Genomic DNA, 15,515 nt, shown 5'->3' with positions numbered 1-15,515 from the left:
GGCGGCGGGAGGACCGCCCGAAGGCCCGGCCCCTCCCGCCGCATCGCACGTCCCGGCGGGCTCCTACCGGAGGACCGCGTTCAGCGCGTTCACCACACCGGCCCCGTAGAAGCCGTTGTGGTTCTTGTCGCCCTCACAGACGGCGTCGATCTTGCCGTCGTTGTTGTAGTCGTACGGGGCGCCGCACGCGGTGGCGTCGGCCCCGGACATCAGCAGCGCCTTCACCGTGGCCGCGGAGGCGTGCGGGTGCGTCGACTTGATCAGGGCCGCGACACCCGCGACATGCGGGGAGGCCATCGACGTACCGTTCTTGTAACCGTAGTTGCCGCCCGGCAGCGTGGACAGGATCGCACCGTTCGTGGCGGGCGGTGCGGGCGCCTGATAGACCGTCGAGTCGCCGCCGGGAGCCGCGACGTCGATGACGCCGTTCCCGTAGTTCGAGTACGAGGACTTCAGCCCCTTGGCGCCGGTCGCCGAGACGGTCACGACGCCCGGCAGCATCGCCGGGATGTCGAGGCACTCGCGCGGGTTGATCGTCCGGGTCACGGCCGTGGTGTCGTTCGGGCTGGTCGTGTCGTCGATCGCGCCGGAGGCCAGGTCGAACTTGCTGTTGCCGGCCGAGGCGATGTTCACCGTGCCCTTGCGCTCCGCGTACCCGGTGGCGCGGGCGACGGCCTCGACCAGGGCGCCCTGGTCAAGGTCGTTCTTGCAGTTGAACATCCACGGGTCGGTGTAATAGCTGTTGTTGGTCACGTCGACGCCGTGCTCGGCGGCCCAGACGAAGCCGCAGACGATCGACTCGGTGTAGAAGAAGCCGTCCGGGTTCGCGACCTTGATGCCGGCGACCTTCACGCCCGGCGCGACACCCGTGACCCCGATGCCGTTCTTCGCGGCGGCGATGGTGCCCGCGACGTGCGTGCCGTGGTCGCTCTCACCGGTCTTCGGACGCCAGGAGCCGTCCGTCGTGTCCGGCGCCCCGGACACACAGCTCGCGGAGGCCCCGCGGTTGAAGTTCGGCGCCAGATCCGGGTGGGTGTCGTCGACACCCGTGTCGATGACCGCGACGGTGACCTTGCTGCTGCCCAGCGTCTTCTGGTGCGCCTGGTCCGCCTTGATGGCGGGGAGATCCCACTGCAGGGGCTCCATCGGATCCTGGTCCGACGTCGCCTCCGCCGCCGCGCTCCGGGCCTGCTCGGCGGTGAGCGGCTGCGCCACCCCGATGTCCGTGGTGGCCTGCGGAACGATGGGGCTGGTGCGGGTGGCCCCGGCCGAATCGACGGCCTTGGCCCGGCGGATCGTCTTCGCGAAGTCCGGGTTCTGCGATTCGACGATGATGACGCCGATCTGCTCATAGGCGATCACCACCGTGCCGCCGGCCTCGGCTATCGCCTTCGTCACCTGCTTGACGGTCCCGTGATTGCTCCGCGTGTTGACGACGTACGAGAGCTTCGGGCCGTCCGTCGAGACCGCCGCTGTGGGCTGCGCGTCCACCGGTGCGGCAGAAGCGGCACCCGTCGGCAGGAAGCCGAGCGAGGCCGTGAGTGCCAATCCGACGGGCAGCGTCAGTGCGCGGGTCCGTCTGGATCCCAGATGAGCCATGGGGTCTCCACATCATCCGTATCTGTGGACCGGACACAGGATGTGCCCAGTCGCGTACATGACGAGTGAAGTTATCGCTGATCAGCCCCACTATTCAATGAGTTGGGGGCACCTTGTTCGACCGGATGGGTACGAAGGGGCGAGTTGGAGAAGTGTGAACCCGCGGTGAACCGCTTCGCCGCGCTCTCCGTGCCGTTGTCAGGGGAGACGCACCACCATCCCCCGACACCGAGGTTCCCCAGTGAAATCCACCGTCCCCACCACCACCGCACCCGCGTCGCGAGGAGATTCCGTGGCTACCGATGCACCGCCACCCGAGGTCAGTACGGCCACCCGCCCTGCCGAACCCACGACCGAGGCGTTCATCGCGACGCAGGAGAGCGCGGAGTTCGGCGAACTGCGCCGCTCGTACCGTTCGTTCGCCTTCCCGCTGACCGTCGCCTTCGTCCTCTGGTACCTGCTGTACGTGCTGCTGTCCAACTACGCGGGCGGCCTCATGGGCACCAAGGTGTACGGCAACATCAACGTGGCCTTCGTGTTCGGCCTCGCCCAGTTCGTCACCACATTCCTCATCGCCTGGTTCTACTCGCGCCACGCGGCCGCGAAGCTGGACCCGAAGGCCGAGGCCATCAAGTCCCGTATGGAGGCCGACGCATGAGCGCCGCGTACCACTCCCACCCCGCTTTGCAACTGGCCGCCTCCTCGACCACCGAGCACCGGCCGCTGATCATCACGCTCTTCGCGGTGTTCGTCGCCGCGACCCTGGGCATCACCGTCTGGGCCGGCCGGCAGACCAAGAGCGCCGCCGACTTCTACGCGGGCGGACGGCAGTTCACCGCGTTCCAGAACGGGCTCGCCGTCTCCGGCGACTACATGTCGGCGGCCTCGTTCCTCGGCATCGCCGGAGCCATCGCCCTCTTCGGCTACGACGGCTTCCTGTACTCCATCGGCTTCCTCGTCGCCTGGCTCGTGGCCCTGCTGCTGGTCGCCGAACCGCTGCGCAACTCGGGCCGCTACACGATGGGCGACGTCCTCGCCTACCGGATGCGGCAGCGCCCGGTCCGCACCGCCTCCGGCGTCTCCACCATCATCGTGTCGATCTTCTACCTGCTGGCGCAGATGGCCGGCGCGGGCGTCCTGGTCTCCCTGCTGCTCGGCATCACCAGCGACGCGGGCAAGATCCTCATCGTCGCGCTGGTCGGCGTGCTGATGATCGTGTACGTCACGATCGGCGGCATGAAGGGCACCACCTGGGTCCAGATGGTCAAGGCCGTGCTGCTCATCGCCGGTGCCCTCCTGATGACCTTCCTGGTGCTGCTGAAGTTCGACTTCAACATCTCCGACCTGCTGGGCACGGCCGCCGCGAAGAGCGGCCACGGAGCGGCGTTCCTGGAGCCCGGACTCAAGTACGGCGCCACCGGCACCTCCAAGCTGGACTTCCTCTCCCTCGGCATCGCCCTGGTCCTCGGCACCGCCGGTCTCCCGCACATCCTGATCCGCTTCTACACGGTGCCGACCGCCAAGGCCGCCCGTAAGTCGGTCAACTGGGCCATCGGCATCATCGGCGCCTTCTACCTGATGACGATCGCGCTCGGCTTCGGCGCCGCGGCGCTCATCGGCCCCGACGAGATCAAGGCGAAGAACCCGGCCGGCAACGCGGCCGCCCCGCAGCTCGCCGAATACCTCGGCGGGGTCGGCTCCACCGGTGGCGCCGTGCTGCTGGCCGTCATCTCGGCCGTCGCCTTCGCCACCATCCTCGCCGTCGTCGCGGGGCTGACCCTCGCCTCCTCGTCCTCCTTCGCGCACGACATCTACGCCAACGTCATCCGCAAGGGGAAGGCCACCGAGAAGGAGGAGATGCGGGCCGCGCGCTGGGCCACCGTCCTCATCGGCGCGGTCGCGATCGTCCTGGGAGCCTTCGCCCGCGACATGAACGTCGCCGGACTGGTGGCGCTCGCCTTCGCCGTCGCCGCCTCCGCCAACCTGCCGACGATCCTCTACAGCCTCTTCTGGAAGCGCTTCACCACCCAGGGCGCCCTGTGGTCGATCTACGGCGGTCTCGCGAGCTCGGTGATCCTCGTGCTGTTCTCCCCGGTCGTCTCCGGCAACCCGAAGACATCGATGTTCAAGGGCGTCGACTTCTCCTGGTTCCCGCTGGAGAACCCGGGCCTCATCTCCATCCCGCTGGGCTTCCTGCTCGGCTGGATCGGCTCCCTCCTTTCGAAGGAGGAGCCGGACAAGGGCAAGTACGCCGAGCTGGAGGTCAAGTCCCTCACCGGTGTCGGAGCGCACTGAGCGAGAACGAACCGGGTACGGCAACGGCCGTGTCGTAGAGTCCTACGACACGGCCGTGCCGCACCTCGTGTCATACGGGCCCCTGCGATGTCACAGATCTCGCGTAGTCTCGGAGGAGTCAGCCCGGAAAGCCGGATACGACGACCGGGCAGCAAGCGCGGGAGGGGGCCCACATGCTCATCGACACCTACGACCGGGTCGCCACCGACCTGCGCGTGTCGCTGACCGACCGCTGCAATCTGCGGTGCACGTACTGCATGCCGGAAGAGGGCCTGCAATGGCTGGCCAAGCCCGACCTGCTCAGCGACGACGAGATCGTCCGCCTGGTCCGCATCGCCGTCACCCGGCTGGGCATCACCGAGGTCCGCTTCACGGGCGGTGAGCCGCTGCTGCGCCCCGGGCTCGTCTCCATCGTCGAGCGCTGCGCGGCCCTGACCCCGCGCCCCAGGATGTCCCTCACCACCAACGGCATAGGGCTCAAGCGCACCGCGGCCGCACTCCGGGCCGCCGGCCTGGACCGGGTCAACGTCTCGCTGGACACCCTGCGCCCCGACGTCTTCAAGACACTCACCCGCCGCGACCGTCACCACGATGTGCTGGCCGGCCTCGAAGCCGCGCGCGACGCCGGTCTCACCCCGGTCAAGGTCAACACCGTCCTGATGCCGGGACTCAACGACGACGAAGCCCCCGACCTGCTCGCCTGGGCCGTCGAGCACGGCTACGAGCTCCGCTTCATCGAGCAGATGCCGCTCGACGCCCAGCACGGCTGGAAGCGTGACGGCATGGTCACGGCAGGCGACATACTCCAGTCGCTGCGCACCCGCTTCACCCTCACCGAGGAGGGCGACGCAGAGCGCGGCTCCGCCCCCGCCGAGCGCTGGCTCGTCGACGGGGGACCCCACCGGGTGGGTGTCATCGCCTCCGTCACCCGCCCCTTCTGCCGGGCCTGCGACCGGACCAGGCTCACCGCCGACGGCCAGGTGCGCACCTGCCTGTTCGCCCGCGAGGAGACCGATCTGCGCGGTGCCCTGCGCTCCGACGCGCCGGACGAGGAGATCGCCCGGATCTGGAAGCTCGCGATGTGGGGAAAGAAGGCCGGGTCCGGTCTGGACGACCCGTCCTTCCTGCAGCCCGACCGGCCGATGTCGGCGATCGGCGGCTAGTGCCGCGACCGGCAAAGCTTGCCGGGAGGGGCACTAGGAGCCGATCCGCCGACCAGGCCCGGGGACCGGCCCGATCCGGTGGCTAGGACCGGCCCGGCCCTGATCCTTCGGACTCCCATTCCGCCAGCGTCACGACATCCTTGAGGAAGCCCCGGACGTCCAGGAACGAGGAGAGATGCTCCCGGTGTTCCTCGCAGGCCAGCCACGTCTTACGGCGTTCCGGGGTGTGCAGCTTCGGGTTGTTCCAGGCCAGCACCCACACGGCGTCGGCCCGGCAGCCCTTGGCGGAACAGATGGGTGCGGCGGCAGCGCTCTCGGCCGCGGAATCTGGGGAGTTCACGGACTCAACCCTAGGTCAGCGCCCATACGGCCGAGCGAACCGGCTGTCCCGCACAACCCCCACCGGAGAAAACCGGGGAAAAAGCGACGCCGAGCAGCCACGGGGGGAGCTGCCCGGCGTCGGTCTGTCGCTCCGACGGGGGATGCGGAGCGCTTACGAAGTATGTCACGCAGACCGGGGTGCGGTGCACCGTAACTTCATGATTGGTCTGTCGTTTTCCCGCGCCCCGGGTGTGGCGCGGCCTCAACTGTGCTTATGCCGATGTGCCCTCGCTCATGACGATTCCCCGGTGTGCCGCACCCCGTCGGCCTCCGGACCGGATTCCGCGGAACCCGCCACGGGCGCGGCGTCGAGCGCCGGCCGCACCGGCGCCGGGACGAAGGTCGAGGGAAGCGAAGGGGTGTTCTCCCGGCCCGCGTTGGCGATGACCACCGCCACGTACGGGAGCAGCACCCCGAGCGCCAGCGCGACGATCGCGACATACCGCTCGACGTTCCACAGCACAGCGGCCAGGATCACCGCGACCGTCCGCACGGACATCGAGATCACATAGCGCCGCTGCCTGCCGCGCACATCGTCCGCGAGACCCTGCCGCGCTCCCGTGATCCGGAAGACCTCGACACCGCTCTGCTTCCGCATCACGCCTCCACCACCCATCCCCAGCACCTCTCACGGGTCGGGGAAGACCACATTCCCGCGCCGGACGCTCTCCGGACCGGACCGCACCCACGGTACGCCCGGTGTCCGACGGCTTCGAGACCGGGGCGCGCCGCATTCCGTGGGATCGGAAGCCGGGCCGCGCATACGGACGCGTCCGGCATGCGGCGCACGGTCCACGGGCCGAGACTGGGCCCACATACGCGACATCGCGTCGCACGAGGAGGCGACATGGGCTGGCTGTGGGCAATCATCGTGGGCCTGGTACTCGGCCTGATCGCGAAGGCGATCCTGCCCGGCAAACAGAGCATCCCACTCTGGCTGACGACGATCTTCGGCATCCTCGGCAGCGTCCTCGGCAATACCGCCGCCACCTGGATCGGGGTCAACGACACCAGGGGCATCGACTGGACGCGCCACCTGTTCCAGCTGATCGGCGCCGTGGTCGTCGTCGGGGTCGGCGACATGCTGTGGGCATCGTTCCGCGGTACCAGACAGAAGGCCCGAGCCGACGAGCCGCGCCCCTGAGCCGGCGGGCAGCTCGGGCCCGGGCAACGCCGGACCCCCCGGGCTTCAGGACCCCCGCGCCCGGGGCCGCAACGCAACCGCGGCCGGGCACGCGTCACGCGTGCCCGGCCGCGGTGCGACGTCCGTTCTCCGGGATCAGCCGGTGACCTCGACGGCGGCGAGGTTCTTCTTGCCCCGGCGCAGCACCAGCCAGCGCCCGTGCAGCAGCTCCTCGCGGGCCGGTGCGCTCTCGCCGTCCGTGACCTTGACGTTGTTCACGTACGCACCGCCCTCCTTCACCGTGCGGCGGGCACCCGACTTGCTCGGCGCCAGGCCGACCTCCACCAGGAGGTCCACCAGCGGACCGAGCTCGGTGACCCGCGCGTGCGGCACCTCGGACAGTGCGGCGCTCAGCGTCGCCTCGTCCAGCTCGCCGAGTTCGCCCTGGCCGAAGAGCGCCTTCGACGCCGCGATGACCGCGGCGCACTGATCGGCGCCGTGCACCAGCGTCGTCAGCTCCTCGGCCAGCGCGCGCTGCGCCGTCCGGGCCTGCGGACGCTCCTCGGTGACCTGCTCCAGCTCCTCCAGCTCCGCGGGGGTGCGGAAGCTGAGAATGCGCATGTACCGGGAGATGTCCCGGTCGTCCACGTTCAGCCAGAACTGGTAGAACGCGTACGGCGTCGTCATCGCCGGGTCGAGCCAGACGGCCCCGCTCTCGGACTTGCCGAACTTGGTCCCGTCCGCCTTCGTCATCAGCGGGGTCGCCAGCGCGTGCACCTCGGCGCCCGGCTCCAGGCGGTGGATCAGGTCGAGACCCGCGGTGAGGTTGCCCCACTGGTCGCTGCCGCCCTGCTGGAGGGTGCAGCCGTGGCGCCGGTACAGCTCCAGGAAGTCCATGCTCTGGAGCAGCTGGTAGCTGAACTCGGTGTAACTGATGCCCTCGTCGGACTCCAGCCGCCGGGCGATGGACTCCTTGGTCAGCATCTTGTTGACGCGGAAGTGCTTGCCGATGTCCCGGAGGAACTCGATCGCGGACATGCCCGCGGTCCAGTCCAGGTTGTTCACCATGATTGCCGCGTTCTCGCCCTCGAAGGACAGGAACGGCTCGATCTGGGACCGCAGCCGCGACACCCAGTTGGCGACCGTCTCCGGGTCGTTCAGCGTCCGCTCGGCGGTCGGCCGGGGGTCACCGATCTGGCCGGTGGCCCCGCCCACCAGGGCGAGCGGCCGCAGACCGGCCAGCTGGAGCCGGCGCATGGTGAGCACCTGCACCAGATGACCGACGTGCAGACTCGCCGCGGTGGGGTCGTAGCCGCAATAGAACGTGACGGGACCGTCCGCGAGAGCCTTACGCAGTGCGTCCTCATCAGTGGACTGGGCGAACAGCCCACGCCACTTCAGCTCGTCGACGATGTCCGTCACGGTTCCGTGTCTCCTCAGCTACGTGTATCGAAAGCTCTGTGCATCGAAAGGCAACAGCCAGTCTAGGCGGGTCACACGCCCGCGCTCACCGAGCTCATGTTGAAGTCCGGGATCCGCAGCGCGGGCATGGCGGCCCGGGTGAACCAGTCGCCCCACTCGCGCGGCAGCGTCTTCTCCGTACGGCCCGCTTCCGTGGCGCGCGACAGCAGATCCACCGGCGACTCGTTGAACCGGAAGTTGTTCACCTCACCGACGACCTCGCCGTCCTCGACGAGATACACCCCGTCACGGGTCAGCCCGGTCAGCAGCAGCGTCGCCGGATCGACCTCCCGGATGTACCACATGCACGTCAGCAGCAGCCCGCGGCCGGTCGTCGCGGCCACCATCTCCTCCAGCGACCGCTCACCACCGCCTTCGAGCAGCAGATTGTCGATCGCCGGCGCGACCGGCAGCCCGGTCAGCCCCGCCGTGTGCCGGGTGGTCGTCAGATGCTCCAGCCTGCCGTCCCGGATCCAGTCGGTCGACGACAGCGGCAGACCGTTGTCGAATACGGAAGCGCCGTCCCCGGAGGCATGGGCGATCACGAACGGCGCCGACTCCAGGCCCGGTGCATGCGGGTCGCTGCGCAGCGACAACGGCAACTCGGACAGCCTCTCTCCGAGCCTCGTCCCGCCGCCCGGCTTGGAGAACACCGTCCGGCCCTCCGCCGCGTCCCGTGCCGTCGACGACCACAGCTGGTAGATCAGCAGATCGGCCACCGCGGTCGGCGGCAGCAGCGTCTCGTACCGCCCGGCGGGCAGCTCGATACGGCGCTCCGCCCAGCGCAGCCGCTGCGCCAGGTCCGCGTCGAGCTCGGCCGGGTCGACGTCCTTGAAGTCGCGCGTGGAACGGCCCGCCCAGGTCGACCGGGTCCGGTCGGGGGACTTGGCGTTGAGCTCCAGCGTCCCGTTCGGCTGGTCGTGGCGCAGCCGCAGCCCCGTCGACGTACCGAGGTACGTGGAGGTCAGCTGGTGGTGGGCGAAGCCGTACAGCTCACGGCCACCGGACCGGGCCCGGGCGAAGGCGTCGCCGAGCGCCGGGGCGAACTCCGCGAAGACGTCCGATCCCGTCTCGGCCGGTGCGTCCGCGAAGTCGGGCGAGGCGGGCACCCCGGCGACCAGCGGCTGTGCGTCCTCCGCAGGCCCGGCCCCGCGCGCGGCGGCCTCGGCGGCCCGCACCAGCGGCTCCAGATCGTCGGCGGTGACCGCGGACCGCGACACCACCCCGGACGCGGTGCCCTGCGCACCGTCGACGGTCGCGATGACGGTCAGGGTCCGCCCCCGCGTCACGCCGTTCGTCGTGAGCGCGTTGCCGGCCCAGCGCAGATTCGCGGACGACTCCTCGTCGGCGATGACCACACAGCCGTCGGCGGTGGACAGTTCGAGCGCCCGCTCGACGATCTCGTGCGGCTTGCTGACGCGACTCATCGTCCGGCCTCCTTCGTCGTGTTGAGACTGTGCTGTCCCGGGTGTCGACCCCCGGACCCCCGGCCGGTTCCGTGATGAACGCTCATCGTCCGGCCTCCTGCGTCGTGTTGAGGATGTTGACGCCCCGGAAGAGGGCGGAGGGGCAGCCGTGCGAGACCGCCGCGACCTGGCCCGGCTGGGCCTTGCCGCAGTTGAAGGCGCCGCCCAGGACGTACGTCTGCGGGCCACCGACCTTCTCCATCGAGCCCCAGAAGTCCGTCGTCGTCGCCTGGTACGCGACATCACGCAGCTGACCGGCCAGCCTGCCGTTCTCGATCCGGAAGAACCGCTGCCCGGTGAACTGGAAGTTGTACCTCTGCATGTCGATCGACCAGGACCGGTCGCCGACCACATAGATCCCGCGCTCCACCCCGCCGATCAGATCCTCCGTGGACAGCCCGCCCGGATCCGGCCGCAGCGACACGTTCGCCATCCGCTGCACGGGGACATGGCCCGGCGAGTCGGCGTACGCACACCCGTTGGACCGGCCCAGACCCGTCAGCTTCGCGATCCGCCGGTCCAACTGGTACCCGACCAGCGTCCCGTCCTTGATCAGGTCCCAGGACTGCGCCTCGACCCCTTCATCGTCGTACCCGATGGTCGCGAGCCCGTGCTCGGTGGTGCGGTCGCCCGTCACATTCATCACGGGGGAGCCGTACGCCAGCTTCCCCAGCCGGTCGAACGTGGCGAACGAGGTCCCGGCGTACGCCGCCTCGTACCCCAGCGCCCGGTCCAGCTCGGTCGCGTGGCCGATCGACTCATGGATGGTCAGCCAGAGATTCGACGGGTCGACGACCAGGTCGTACGTCCCCGCCTCGACGCTCGGCGCCCGCATCTTCTCGGCCAGCAGCCCGGGAATCCGCTCCAGCTCGCCGTCCCAGTCCCAGCCGGTTCCGGTCAGGTACTCCCAGCCGCGGCCCACCGGCGGGGCGATCGTCCGCATCGAGTCGAACTCACCCGTGGTCCCGTCCACGGCGACGGCGGTGAGCTGCGGATGCAGCCGCACCCGCTGCTGGGTGGTGACGGTGCCCGCCGTGTCCGCGTAGAACTTGTTCTCGTGGACGGTCATCAGCGAGGCGTCCACATGCGCGACCCCCTCCGCGCCCAGTAGCCGGCTGCTCCACTCGGCGAGCAGCCCCGCCTTCTCCTCGTCCGGTACGGAGAACGGGTCGATGTCGTACGCCGAGACCCAGGTCCGCTCACCGTGCACCGGCTCGTCCGCCAGTTCCACCCGCTCGTCGGACCCGGCCGCCGCGATCACCTTCGCCGACAGCTTCGCCATGGCGACGGCCTGCGAGGCGACCTTCGCCGCGGCGTCCATCGTCAGATCCACGCCCGACGCGAACCCCCACGCACCACCGTGCACCACGCGTACCGCGTACCCGAGGTCGGTGGTGTCCGAGGTCCCGGCGGGCCGGGCGTCCCGCAGCCGCCAGGACGCGCTGCGCACCCGCTCGAACCGGAAGTCGGCATGCACGGCCCCCAGCGCACGCGCGCGGGCGAGCGCCGCGTCGGCGAGGGCCCGCAGGGGCAGGGCCAGGAACGACTGATCTACCTCATGAGGCATGTAGTACTCCGTCTTTTCGGCATGTGTCCGCAGTGAACCATGCCGTGCGTCGAGGGCGACCGGCCATAGGTTTCCCCGGATGAGCACGCCGAACTCGTCCAACCGGTTCGGCGTGGGCCACCCGAGTCCTGGATCCGGTCGCGGTGCCTCGAACAGAGCTTCATCTCCTACGAGATGGCCCCTCGGGCCAGCCGCCCCGACCGGTCACAGTTCGCCGTCGATCACACCCGCCCTGAACGCGGCCCACCCCGAGACTGTGAACCGCAGGGGGGTGCGTGCGGGGTCTTTCGAGTCGCGTACCGCCGTTGCTCCTCCGGGGAGGTTGGCGACTTCTACGCAGTTGTTCTCGGCTCCACTGGCGGAGGACCTGCGCCAGGACACGATCGAGAGGTCATGTCCGAACAGCTCCGCCTCGGGCGCGTTCACTTTCTGTGGCCTTCTTCCATCTCAGCTATGCGTGCGGCCGAGTCCTCCGTGGACAGCGCTGTGGCCCGAATCCGCTCGAACGCCTTCGCGAAGGGCGACGCTCCTTCGCCCTCAAGGTAAGTCTCTCCGCTGAGGTTTTCCAGCAGAACCACGTCCGGGGCGGGGCCGGGGAAACCGACCATGCTGAAGCCGCCCACGACTCCAGGATGCGCGGTTGAGCCCAACGGCATCAGTTGGATGGTCACGTTGGGCATCTCCGCCGAATCGAGCAGGCGTCGCAACTGCTCGCGCATGGTGGCGGGACGGACGGCGAATCGCTGGTGGAGCGCGGCCTCGTGGATGATGGCCCACAGTTCCAACGGCTTTCCCGGCCGAGTGAGTACGGACTGCCGGGCCAACCGTACTTCGGCAAGGGCCGCAACTTCGTCGGTGGTGCGGAAAGTTGTGATTCCCGCGATGTTCTCGCGCGCGTACGCAGCGGTCTGCAACAAGCCCGGGATCACCAGTGGCGACCATTCGCAGATCTGCGAGGCGTCGGACTCCAGCGAGATGTAGTCGGCGTAGGCAGGGGACACGATTCCGCTGTAGGTCTGCCACCACCCCTTCTTGCTGGCGTCCTTGGCCAGATTGTCCAGGGCGTTGAGCGTTTCCAGATCGTTGATCCCGTAGACCTTGAGCAGCGTCACGACATCGCCGGGCCTGATGGTCTGATTGGCGCTCTCGATCTTCGACAGCTTCGGGCCTTTCCAGCCCATGGCGACGGCGGCCTCGTCGAGCGTCAGACCTGCGCCGTTCCGCAGACGTCTGAGCGTGGATCCCAGGCGTCGGCGCCGGACGGTCGGTACCAGGGGAGAGTTGGGCATGTCGCAGTCATACCTCAGTAGTTGGTGGTGCTGAATACCTTTCCGGGAACTCATCACCGAAAGAGGTAGAAAACTTGCTACCCAGGGTGGAGGGGTGCATCATCGCTATCTGCCGCCACTCACCGTGCATGCGCAATTGCATGGCGTGGTGGATATCCCCACTTCGCGCGGCCCCGCGCCGCAGGCTGGAGGCGTCATGTTCGGTATGGCCGACGAGGAAGACCAGGACCCGTCATCCCCGCCACCCGCCGTCGGGCGCTACGTGCGCTACCGGAGCCGCGGCTTCGCGGCGCACATCAACGCCTCCGGCCCGAACCTCCGCTCCGTACGTGAGCTCACCGCCAAGGCCCTGGCCGAGCTGGGCGTGCAGGGCGACGTGGCCGACACCGCGCAGCTCGTCGTGTCGGAGCTCGTCGGGAACGCCGTTCGGGCGTGCGGGGATCACGTGCCCGTGGTGGTGGAGGTGTACGCCGCGGCCTTCGGGATCGCGGTCAATGTCCATGACCCGGACCCCCGCACCGTTCCGCGCCGTCGCGGTATCGCGCTGGACGACGCGGAGGCCGAGGCCGGCCGCGGCCTCGCGCTGCTGGATCTGCTCGCTCCGGGCTGGCATGTGGTCCGGTCGTCGATCGGCAAACAGATCCGCTGTCGCGTGCCATGCCCGGCGGGATGAGCCTCGCGGGGGTGGGGGTGATGAACGGGCCAAGTCGGGGGGTATCGCCTCGTGGGAGCTGCCGGAGCCTGCGCCGATGCACCCTCGCTGTAGGTACAATATTGGAGTGTAGGTACTTTCTTGGCCGCATGCTGAAGGGAGCCCCGTCCCCGATGAGCGCAATCTCCGTCCGAGAGTTCTCGTACAACCCGAGCGCCGTCTTCGCCCGCGTGGAGAAGGGGGAGGCGGTCCAGGTCACCCGGCACGGCAAGGTGATCGCCATACTGCTGCCCGGCTCAGGGGCGACATCCCGGTACGCGGACCTGGTGGCTCAGGGGAAGATCCGGCTCAAGGCTGCGACCACCTCGGACCTCGACCACTTTCCGCGCTACGACCTCCCCTCAGGCTCCCCCGATCCGCTGGAGCTTCTCCTGGCCGAACGCGAGGAGGACGACCGTTGATCTACATGGATTCCTCGGCGCTCATCACTCTGCTCACAGGCAGGCCGGGTGCTGCCGAGCTCAGGACATTCCTGTCCGACCGGCCCGGACTGCCCTTGGCCACCAGCACCATCGGCATTGTCGAGACCGTCCGGCAGCTCGACAAGGCCGGATCATTCCCCAATGCACTGTCGGATCTGGACGGGATGGTCACCGAGATCCTGCTGACGGAAGAGGTCCGGGATCTGGCCACCAGGGTCTCGGGGGCTCTGAGATCCCTTGATGCCATTCACGTCGCGAGCGCGCTCGTCATCGGCGGAGCTCTTGACTCCCTGATCACGTACGACAAGCGCATGCTCGACTCAGCGAGGGAAGAGGGCCTCTCCGCGCATGCGCCCGGAATGGCGGAATGAGGCCGGGCCGGGTGCCAACTGTAGGAACCCCACAGTGCCCGGCGGGCGGCGCTGTCAGGGGCCGATTGCTCGCGGAGCGGGTGGTACCGATAGGTTTTCGAGGTACCAGACCGCTATCGAAAGGGTGATCCGTTGAGCCGCTCGGTTCTCGTCACCGGAGGAAACCGGGGCATCGGCCTCGCCATCGCCCGCGCTTTCGCCGACAACGGCGACAAGGTCGCGATCACCTACCGCTCGGGCGAGCCCCCCCAGATCCTTACCGAGGCGGGCGTTCTGGCCGTCCGGTGCGACATCACGGACGCCGAACAGGTGGAGCAGGCCTACAAGGAGATCGAGGACAAGCACGGCCCCGTCGAGGTACTGGTCGCCAACGCCGGTATCACCAAAGACCAGTTGCTCATGCGGATGTCCGAGGACGACTTCACGTCCGTACTCGACACCAACCTCACCGGCACCTTCCGGGTCGTCAAGCGCGCCAACCGCGGCATGCTGCGCGCCAAGAAGGGCCGCGTCGTCCTCATCTCCTCCGTCGTCGGGCTCCTCGGCTCGGCCGGGCAGGCGAACTACGCCGCCTCCAAGGCGGGTCTGGTCGGCTTCGCCCGGTCGCTGGCCCGTGAACTCGGTTCGCGGAACATCACTTTCAACGTCGTCGCGCCCGGTTTTGTCGACACCGACATGACGCAGGCGCTCACCGAGGAGCAGCGCAAGGGCATCGTGTCCCAGGTGCCGCTCGGCCGCTACGCGCAGCCCGAGGAGATCGCCGCCGCTGTGCGCTTCCTCGCCTCCGACGACGCGTCGTACATCACTGGAGCCGTCATTCCCGTTGACGGCGGATTGGGCATGGGTCACTGATCACCATGAGCGGAATTCTCGACGGCAAGCGCATCCTCATCACCGGTGTGCTGATGGAGTCGTCCATCGCTTTCCACACCGCCAAGGTGGCTCAGGAGCAGGGTGCCGAGGTCATCCTGACCGCGTTCCCTCGGCCCACGCTGACGGAGCGCATCGCCAAGAAGCTGCCGAAGCCGGCCAAGGTCATCGAGCTGGACGTGACCAACGCCGAGCACCTCGACCGCCTCGCCGGTCTGGTCCGTGACGAGCTCGGTTCGCTCGACGGCGTCGTGCACTCCATCGGATTCGCGCCGCAGGACGCGCTCGGCGGCAACTTCCTGAACACCCCGTTCGAGTCCGTCGCCACGGCGATGCACGTCTCGGCGTTCTCGCTGAAGTCGCTCGCCATGGCCTGCAAGCCGCTGATGAACGACGGCGGCTCGATCGTCGGCCTCACCTTCGACGCGCAGTACGCCTGGCCGCAGTACGACTGGATGGGCCCGGCCAAGGCCGCGCTGGAGGCCACCTCCCGCTACCTCGCCCGTGACCTGGGCAAGGACGGCATCCGCTGCAACCTGATCTCGGCCGGACCGATCGGCTCCATGGCCGCGAAGTCCATCCCGGGCTTCTCCGAGCTCGCGGACGTGTGGAACACCCGCTCCCCGCTGGCCTGGAACATGGCGGACCCGGAGCCGGCCGGCCGCGGTGTCGTGGCCCTGCTCTCCGACTTCTTCCCGAAGACCACCGGCGAGATCGTCCACGTCGATGGTGGCGTGCACATGATGGGTGCCTGAACCCGCGCCGACAGGCTGTGACACGGCCGCGTACCGCCTCT

The 15,515-nt window shown here is 68.8% G+C and carries 17 protein-coding genes; 9 read left to right on the top strand and 8 right to left on the bottom strand.

Annotated features, from left to right (window positions below; translation table 11 throughout):
- Window positions 1-63: 63 nt before the first annotated feature.
- The gene (locus OG306_RS08020) at window positions 64-1,599 is read right to left on the bottom strand and encodes a S8 family peptidase (RefSeq protein WP_266745410.1); all 1,536 of its coding nucleotides are present in this window, start codon (window positions 1,597-1,599) and stop codon (window positions 64-66) included.
- Between the two features lie 292 nt (window positions 1,600-1,891).
- On the opposite strand from OG306_RS08020, the gene OG306_RS08015 reads away from it, so the two are divergent.
- The 3 genes from OG306_RS08015 to moaA all read left to right on the top strand — a co-directional run bounded on the left by OG306_RS08015 (window position 1,892) and on the right by moaA (window position 5,057).
- The gene (locus tag OG306_RS08015; RefSeq protein ID WP_266745409.1) at window positions 1,892-2,257 is read left to right on the top strand and encodes a DUF485 domain-containing protein; all 366 of its coding nucleotides are present in this window, start codon (window positions 1,892-1,894) and stop codon (window positions 2,255-2,257) included.
- Window positions 2,254-3,894, top strand: a complete 1,641-nt coding sequence (locus tag OG306_RS08010; protein ID WP_371665209.1) for a solute symporter family protein — start codon at window positions 2,254-2,256, stop codon at window positions 3,892-3,894. Before OG306_RS08015 ends, OG306_RS08010 begins: the two co-directional genes overlap by 4 nt.
- Before the next feature lie 173 nt (window positions 3,895-4,067).
- Entirely contained in the window at window positions 4,068-5,057 is a 990-nt protein-coding gene (moaA, locus tag OG306_RS08005; protein WP_266907065.1) for a GTP 3',8-cyclase MoaA, read from the top strand.
- Window positions 5,058-5,139: 82 nt separating this feature from the next.
- On the opposite strand, the gene OG306_RS08000 is transcribed toward moaA, so the two are convergent.
- Window positions 5,140-5,397 (bottom strand): hypothetical protein, encoded by a 258-nt coding sequence (locus tag OG306_RS08000; RefSeq protein ID WP_266907066.1) that lies wholly within the window; start codon window positions 5,395-5,397, stop codon window positions 5,140-5,142.
- Between the two features lie 273 nt (window positions 5,398-5,670).
- Complete coding sequence (locus OG306_RS07995; RefSeq protein ID WP_266907067.1) at window positions 5,671-6,036, bottom strand: DUF3099 domain-containing protein; 366 nt, start codon at window positions 6,034-6,036, stop codon at window positions 5,671-5,673.
- Between the two features lie 249 nt (window positions 6,037-6,285).
- On the opposite strand from OG306_RS07995, the gene OG306_RS07990 reads away from it, so the two are divergent.
- Window positions 6,286-6,582: a GlsB/YeaQ/YmgE family stress response membrane protein gene (locus OG306_RS07990; RefSeq protein ID WP_327259405.1), complete on the top strand. Its 297-nt coding sequence runs from the start codon at window positions 6,286-6,288 to the stop codon at window positions 6,580-6,582.
- 135 nt (window positions 6,583-6,717) lie between these two features.
- On the opposite strand, the gene tyrS is transcribed toward OG306_RS07990, so the two are convergent.
- The 5 genes from tyrS to OG306_RS07965 form a co-directional block, all read right to left on the bottom strand.
- Window positions 6,718-7,983: a tyrosine--tRNA ligase gene (gene tyrS, locus OG306_RS07985; RefSeq protein ID WP_371665208.1), complete on the bottom strand. Its 1,266-nt coding sequence runs from the start codon at window positions 7,981-7,983 to the stop codon at window positions 6,718-6,720.
- Between the two features lie 71 nt (window positions 7,984-8,054).
- Entirely contained in the window at window positions 8,055-9,449 is a 1,395-nt protein-coding gene (locus OG306_RS07980) for a metallopeptidase TldD-related protein (protein WP_327259407.1), read from the bottom strand.
- An 82-nt stretch (window positions 9,450-9,531) separates the two neighbouring features.
- Window positions 9,532-11,055, bottom strand: a complete 1,524-nt coding sequence (locus OG306_RS07975) for a TldD/PmbA family protein (protein WP_371665207.1) — start codon at window positions 11,053-11,055, stop codon at window positions 9,532-9,534.
- Between the two features lie 204 nt (window positions 11,056-11,259).
- On the bottom strand, window positions 11,260-11,481 hold the full coding sequence (locus OG306_RS07970) for a DUF397 domain-containing protein (protein ID WP_371665206.1): 222 nt from the start codon (window positions 11,479-11,481) through the stop codon (window positions 11,260-11,262).
- A complete protein-coding gene (locus OG306_RS07965) occupies window positions 11,478-12,344 on the bottom strand; it encodes a helix-turn-helix domain-containing protein (RefSeq protein ID WP_371665205.1) in 867 nt (288 codons plus the stop codon). Before OG306_RS07965 ends, OG306_RS07970 begins: the two co-directional genes overlap by 4 nt.
- A gap of 148 nt (window positions 12,345-12,492) precedes the next feature.
- On the opposite strand from OG306_RS07965, the gene OG306_RS07960 reads away from it, so the two are divergent.
- The 5 genes from OG306_RS07960 (at window position 12,493) to fabI (ending at window position 15,474) form a co-directional block, all read left to right on the top strand.
- Window positions 12,493-13,017 carry an ATP-binding protein gene (locus OG306_RS07960; protein ID WP_371665204.1) on the top strand — a complete coding sequence of 175 codons (525 nt, stop codon included), beginning with the start codon at window positions 12,493-12,495 and terminating at the stop codon, window positions 13,015-13,017.
- Between the two features lie 152 nt (window positions 13,018-13,169).
- The gene (locus OG306_RS07955; RefSeq protein WP_266745397.1) at window positions 13,170-13,457 is read left to right on the top strand and encodes a type II toxin-antitoxin system Phd/YefM family antitoxin; all 288 of its coding nucleotides are present in this window, start codon (window positions 13,170-13,172) and stop codon (window positions 13,455-13,457) included.
- Window positions 13,458-13,462: 5 nt separating this feature from the next.
- A complete protein-coding gene (locus OG306_RS07950) occupies window positions 13,463-13,849 on the top strand; it encodes a type II toxin-antitoxin system VapC family toxin (protein WP_327350209.1) in 387 nt (128 codons plus the stop codon).
- A gap of 132 nt (window positions 13,850-13,981) precedes the next feature.
- Window positions 13,982-14,701, top strand: coding sequence for a 3-oxoacyl-[acyl-carrier-protein] reductase (gene fabG, locus OG306_RS07945; RefSeq protein ID WP_266745396.1), 720 nt, complete (start codon window positions 13,982-13,984; stop codon window positions 14,699-14,701).
- A 5-nt stretch (window positions 14,702-14,706) separates the two neighbouring features.
- Complete coding sequence (fabI, locus tag OG306_RS07940; protein ID WP_266745395.1) at window positions 14,707-15,474, top strand: enoyl-ACP reductase FabI; 768 nt, start codon at window positions 14,707-14,709, stop codon at window positions 15,472-15,474.
- Window positions 15,475-15,515: the final 41 nt, after the last annotated feature.

This window comes from Streptomyces sp. NBC_01241 (genome assembly GCF_041435435.1).
Classification (GTDB): domain Bacteria; phylum Actinomycetota; class Actinomycetes; order Streptomycetales; family Streptomycetaceae; genus Streptomyces.
The sequence above is the reverse complement of the archived record's forward strand: the minus strand, read 5'-3'. Positions and strand labels throughout refer to the sequence as shown.

Bases quoted from the DNA above. Each gene is read 5' to 3' on its own strand.
- OG306_RS08010 (WP_371665209.1), top strand. From the start codon at position 2,254: ATGAGCGCCGCGTACCACTCCCACCCCGCTTTGCAACTGGCCGCCTCC.
- fabI (WP_266745395.1), top strand. From the start codon at position 14,707: ATGAGCGGAATTCTCGACGGCAAGCGCATCCTCATCACCGGTGTGCTG.
- OG306_RS07995 (WP_266907067.1), bottom strand. From the start codon at position 6,036: ATGCGGAAGCAGAGCGGTGTCGAGGTCTTCCGGATCACGGGAGCGCGG.
- OG306_RS07955 (WP_266745397.1), top strand. From the start codon at position 13,170: ATGAGCGCAATCTCCGTCCGAGAGTTCTCGTACAACCCGAGCGCCGTC.
- OG306_RS07980 (WP_327259407.1), bottom strand. From the start codon at position 9,449: ATGAGTCGCGTCAGCAAGCCGCACGAGATCGTCGAGCGGGCGCTCGAA.
- moaA (WP_266907065.1), top strand. From the start codon at position 4,068: ATGCTCATCGACACCTACGACCGGGTCGCCACCGACCTGCGCGTGTCG.
- OG306_RS07950 (WP_327350209.1), top strand. From the start codon at position 13,463: ATGGATTCCTCGGCGCTCATCACTCTGCTCACAGGCAGGCCGGGTGCT.
- OG306_RS08020 (WP_266745410.1), bottom strand. From the start codon at position 1,599: ATGGCTCATCTGGGATCCAGACGGACCCGCGCACTGACGCTGCCCGTC.
- OG306_RS07990 (WP_327259405.1), top strand. From the start codon at position 6,286: ATGGGCTGGCTGTGGGCAATCATCGTGGGCCTGGTACTCGGCCTGATC.
- OG306_RS07965 (WP_371665205.1), bottom strand. From the start codon at position 12,344: ATGCCCAACTCTCCCCTGGTACCGACCGTCCGGCGCCGACGCCTGGGA.
- OG306_RS07975 (WP_371665207.1), bottom strand. From the start codon at position 11,055: ATGCCTCATGAGGTAGATCAGTCGTTCCTGGCCCTGCCCCTGCGGGCC.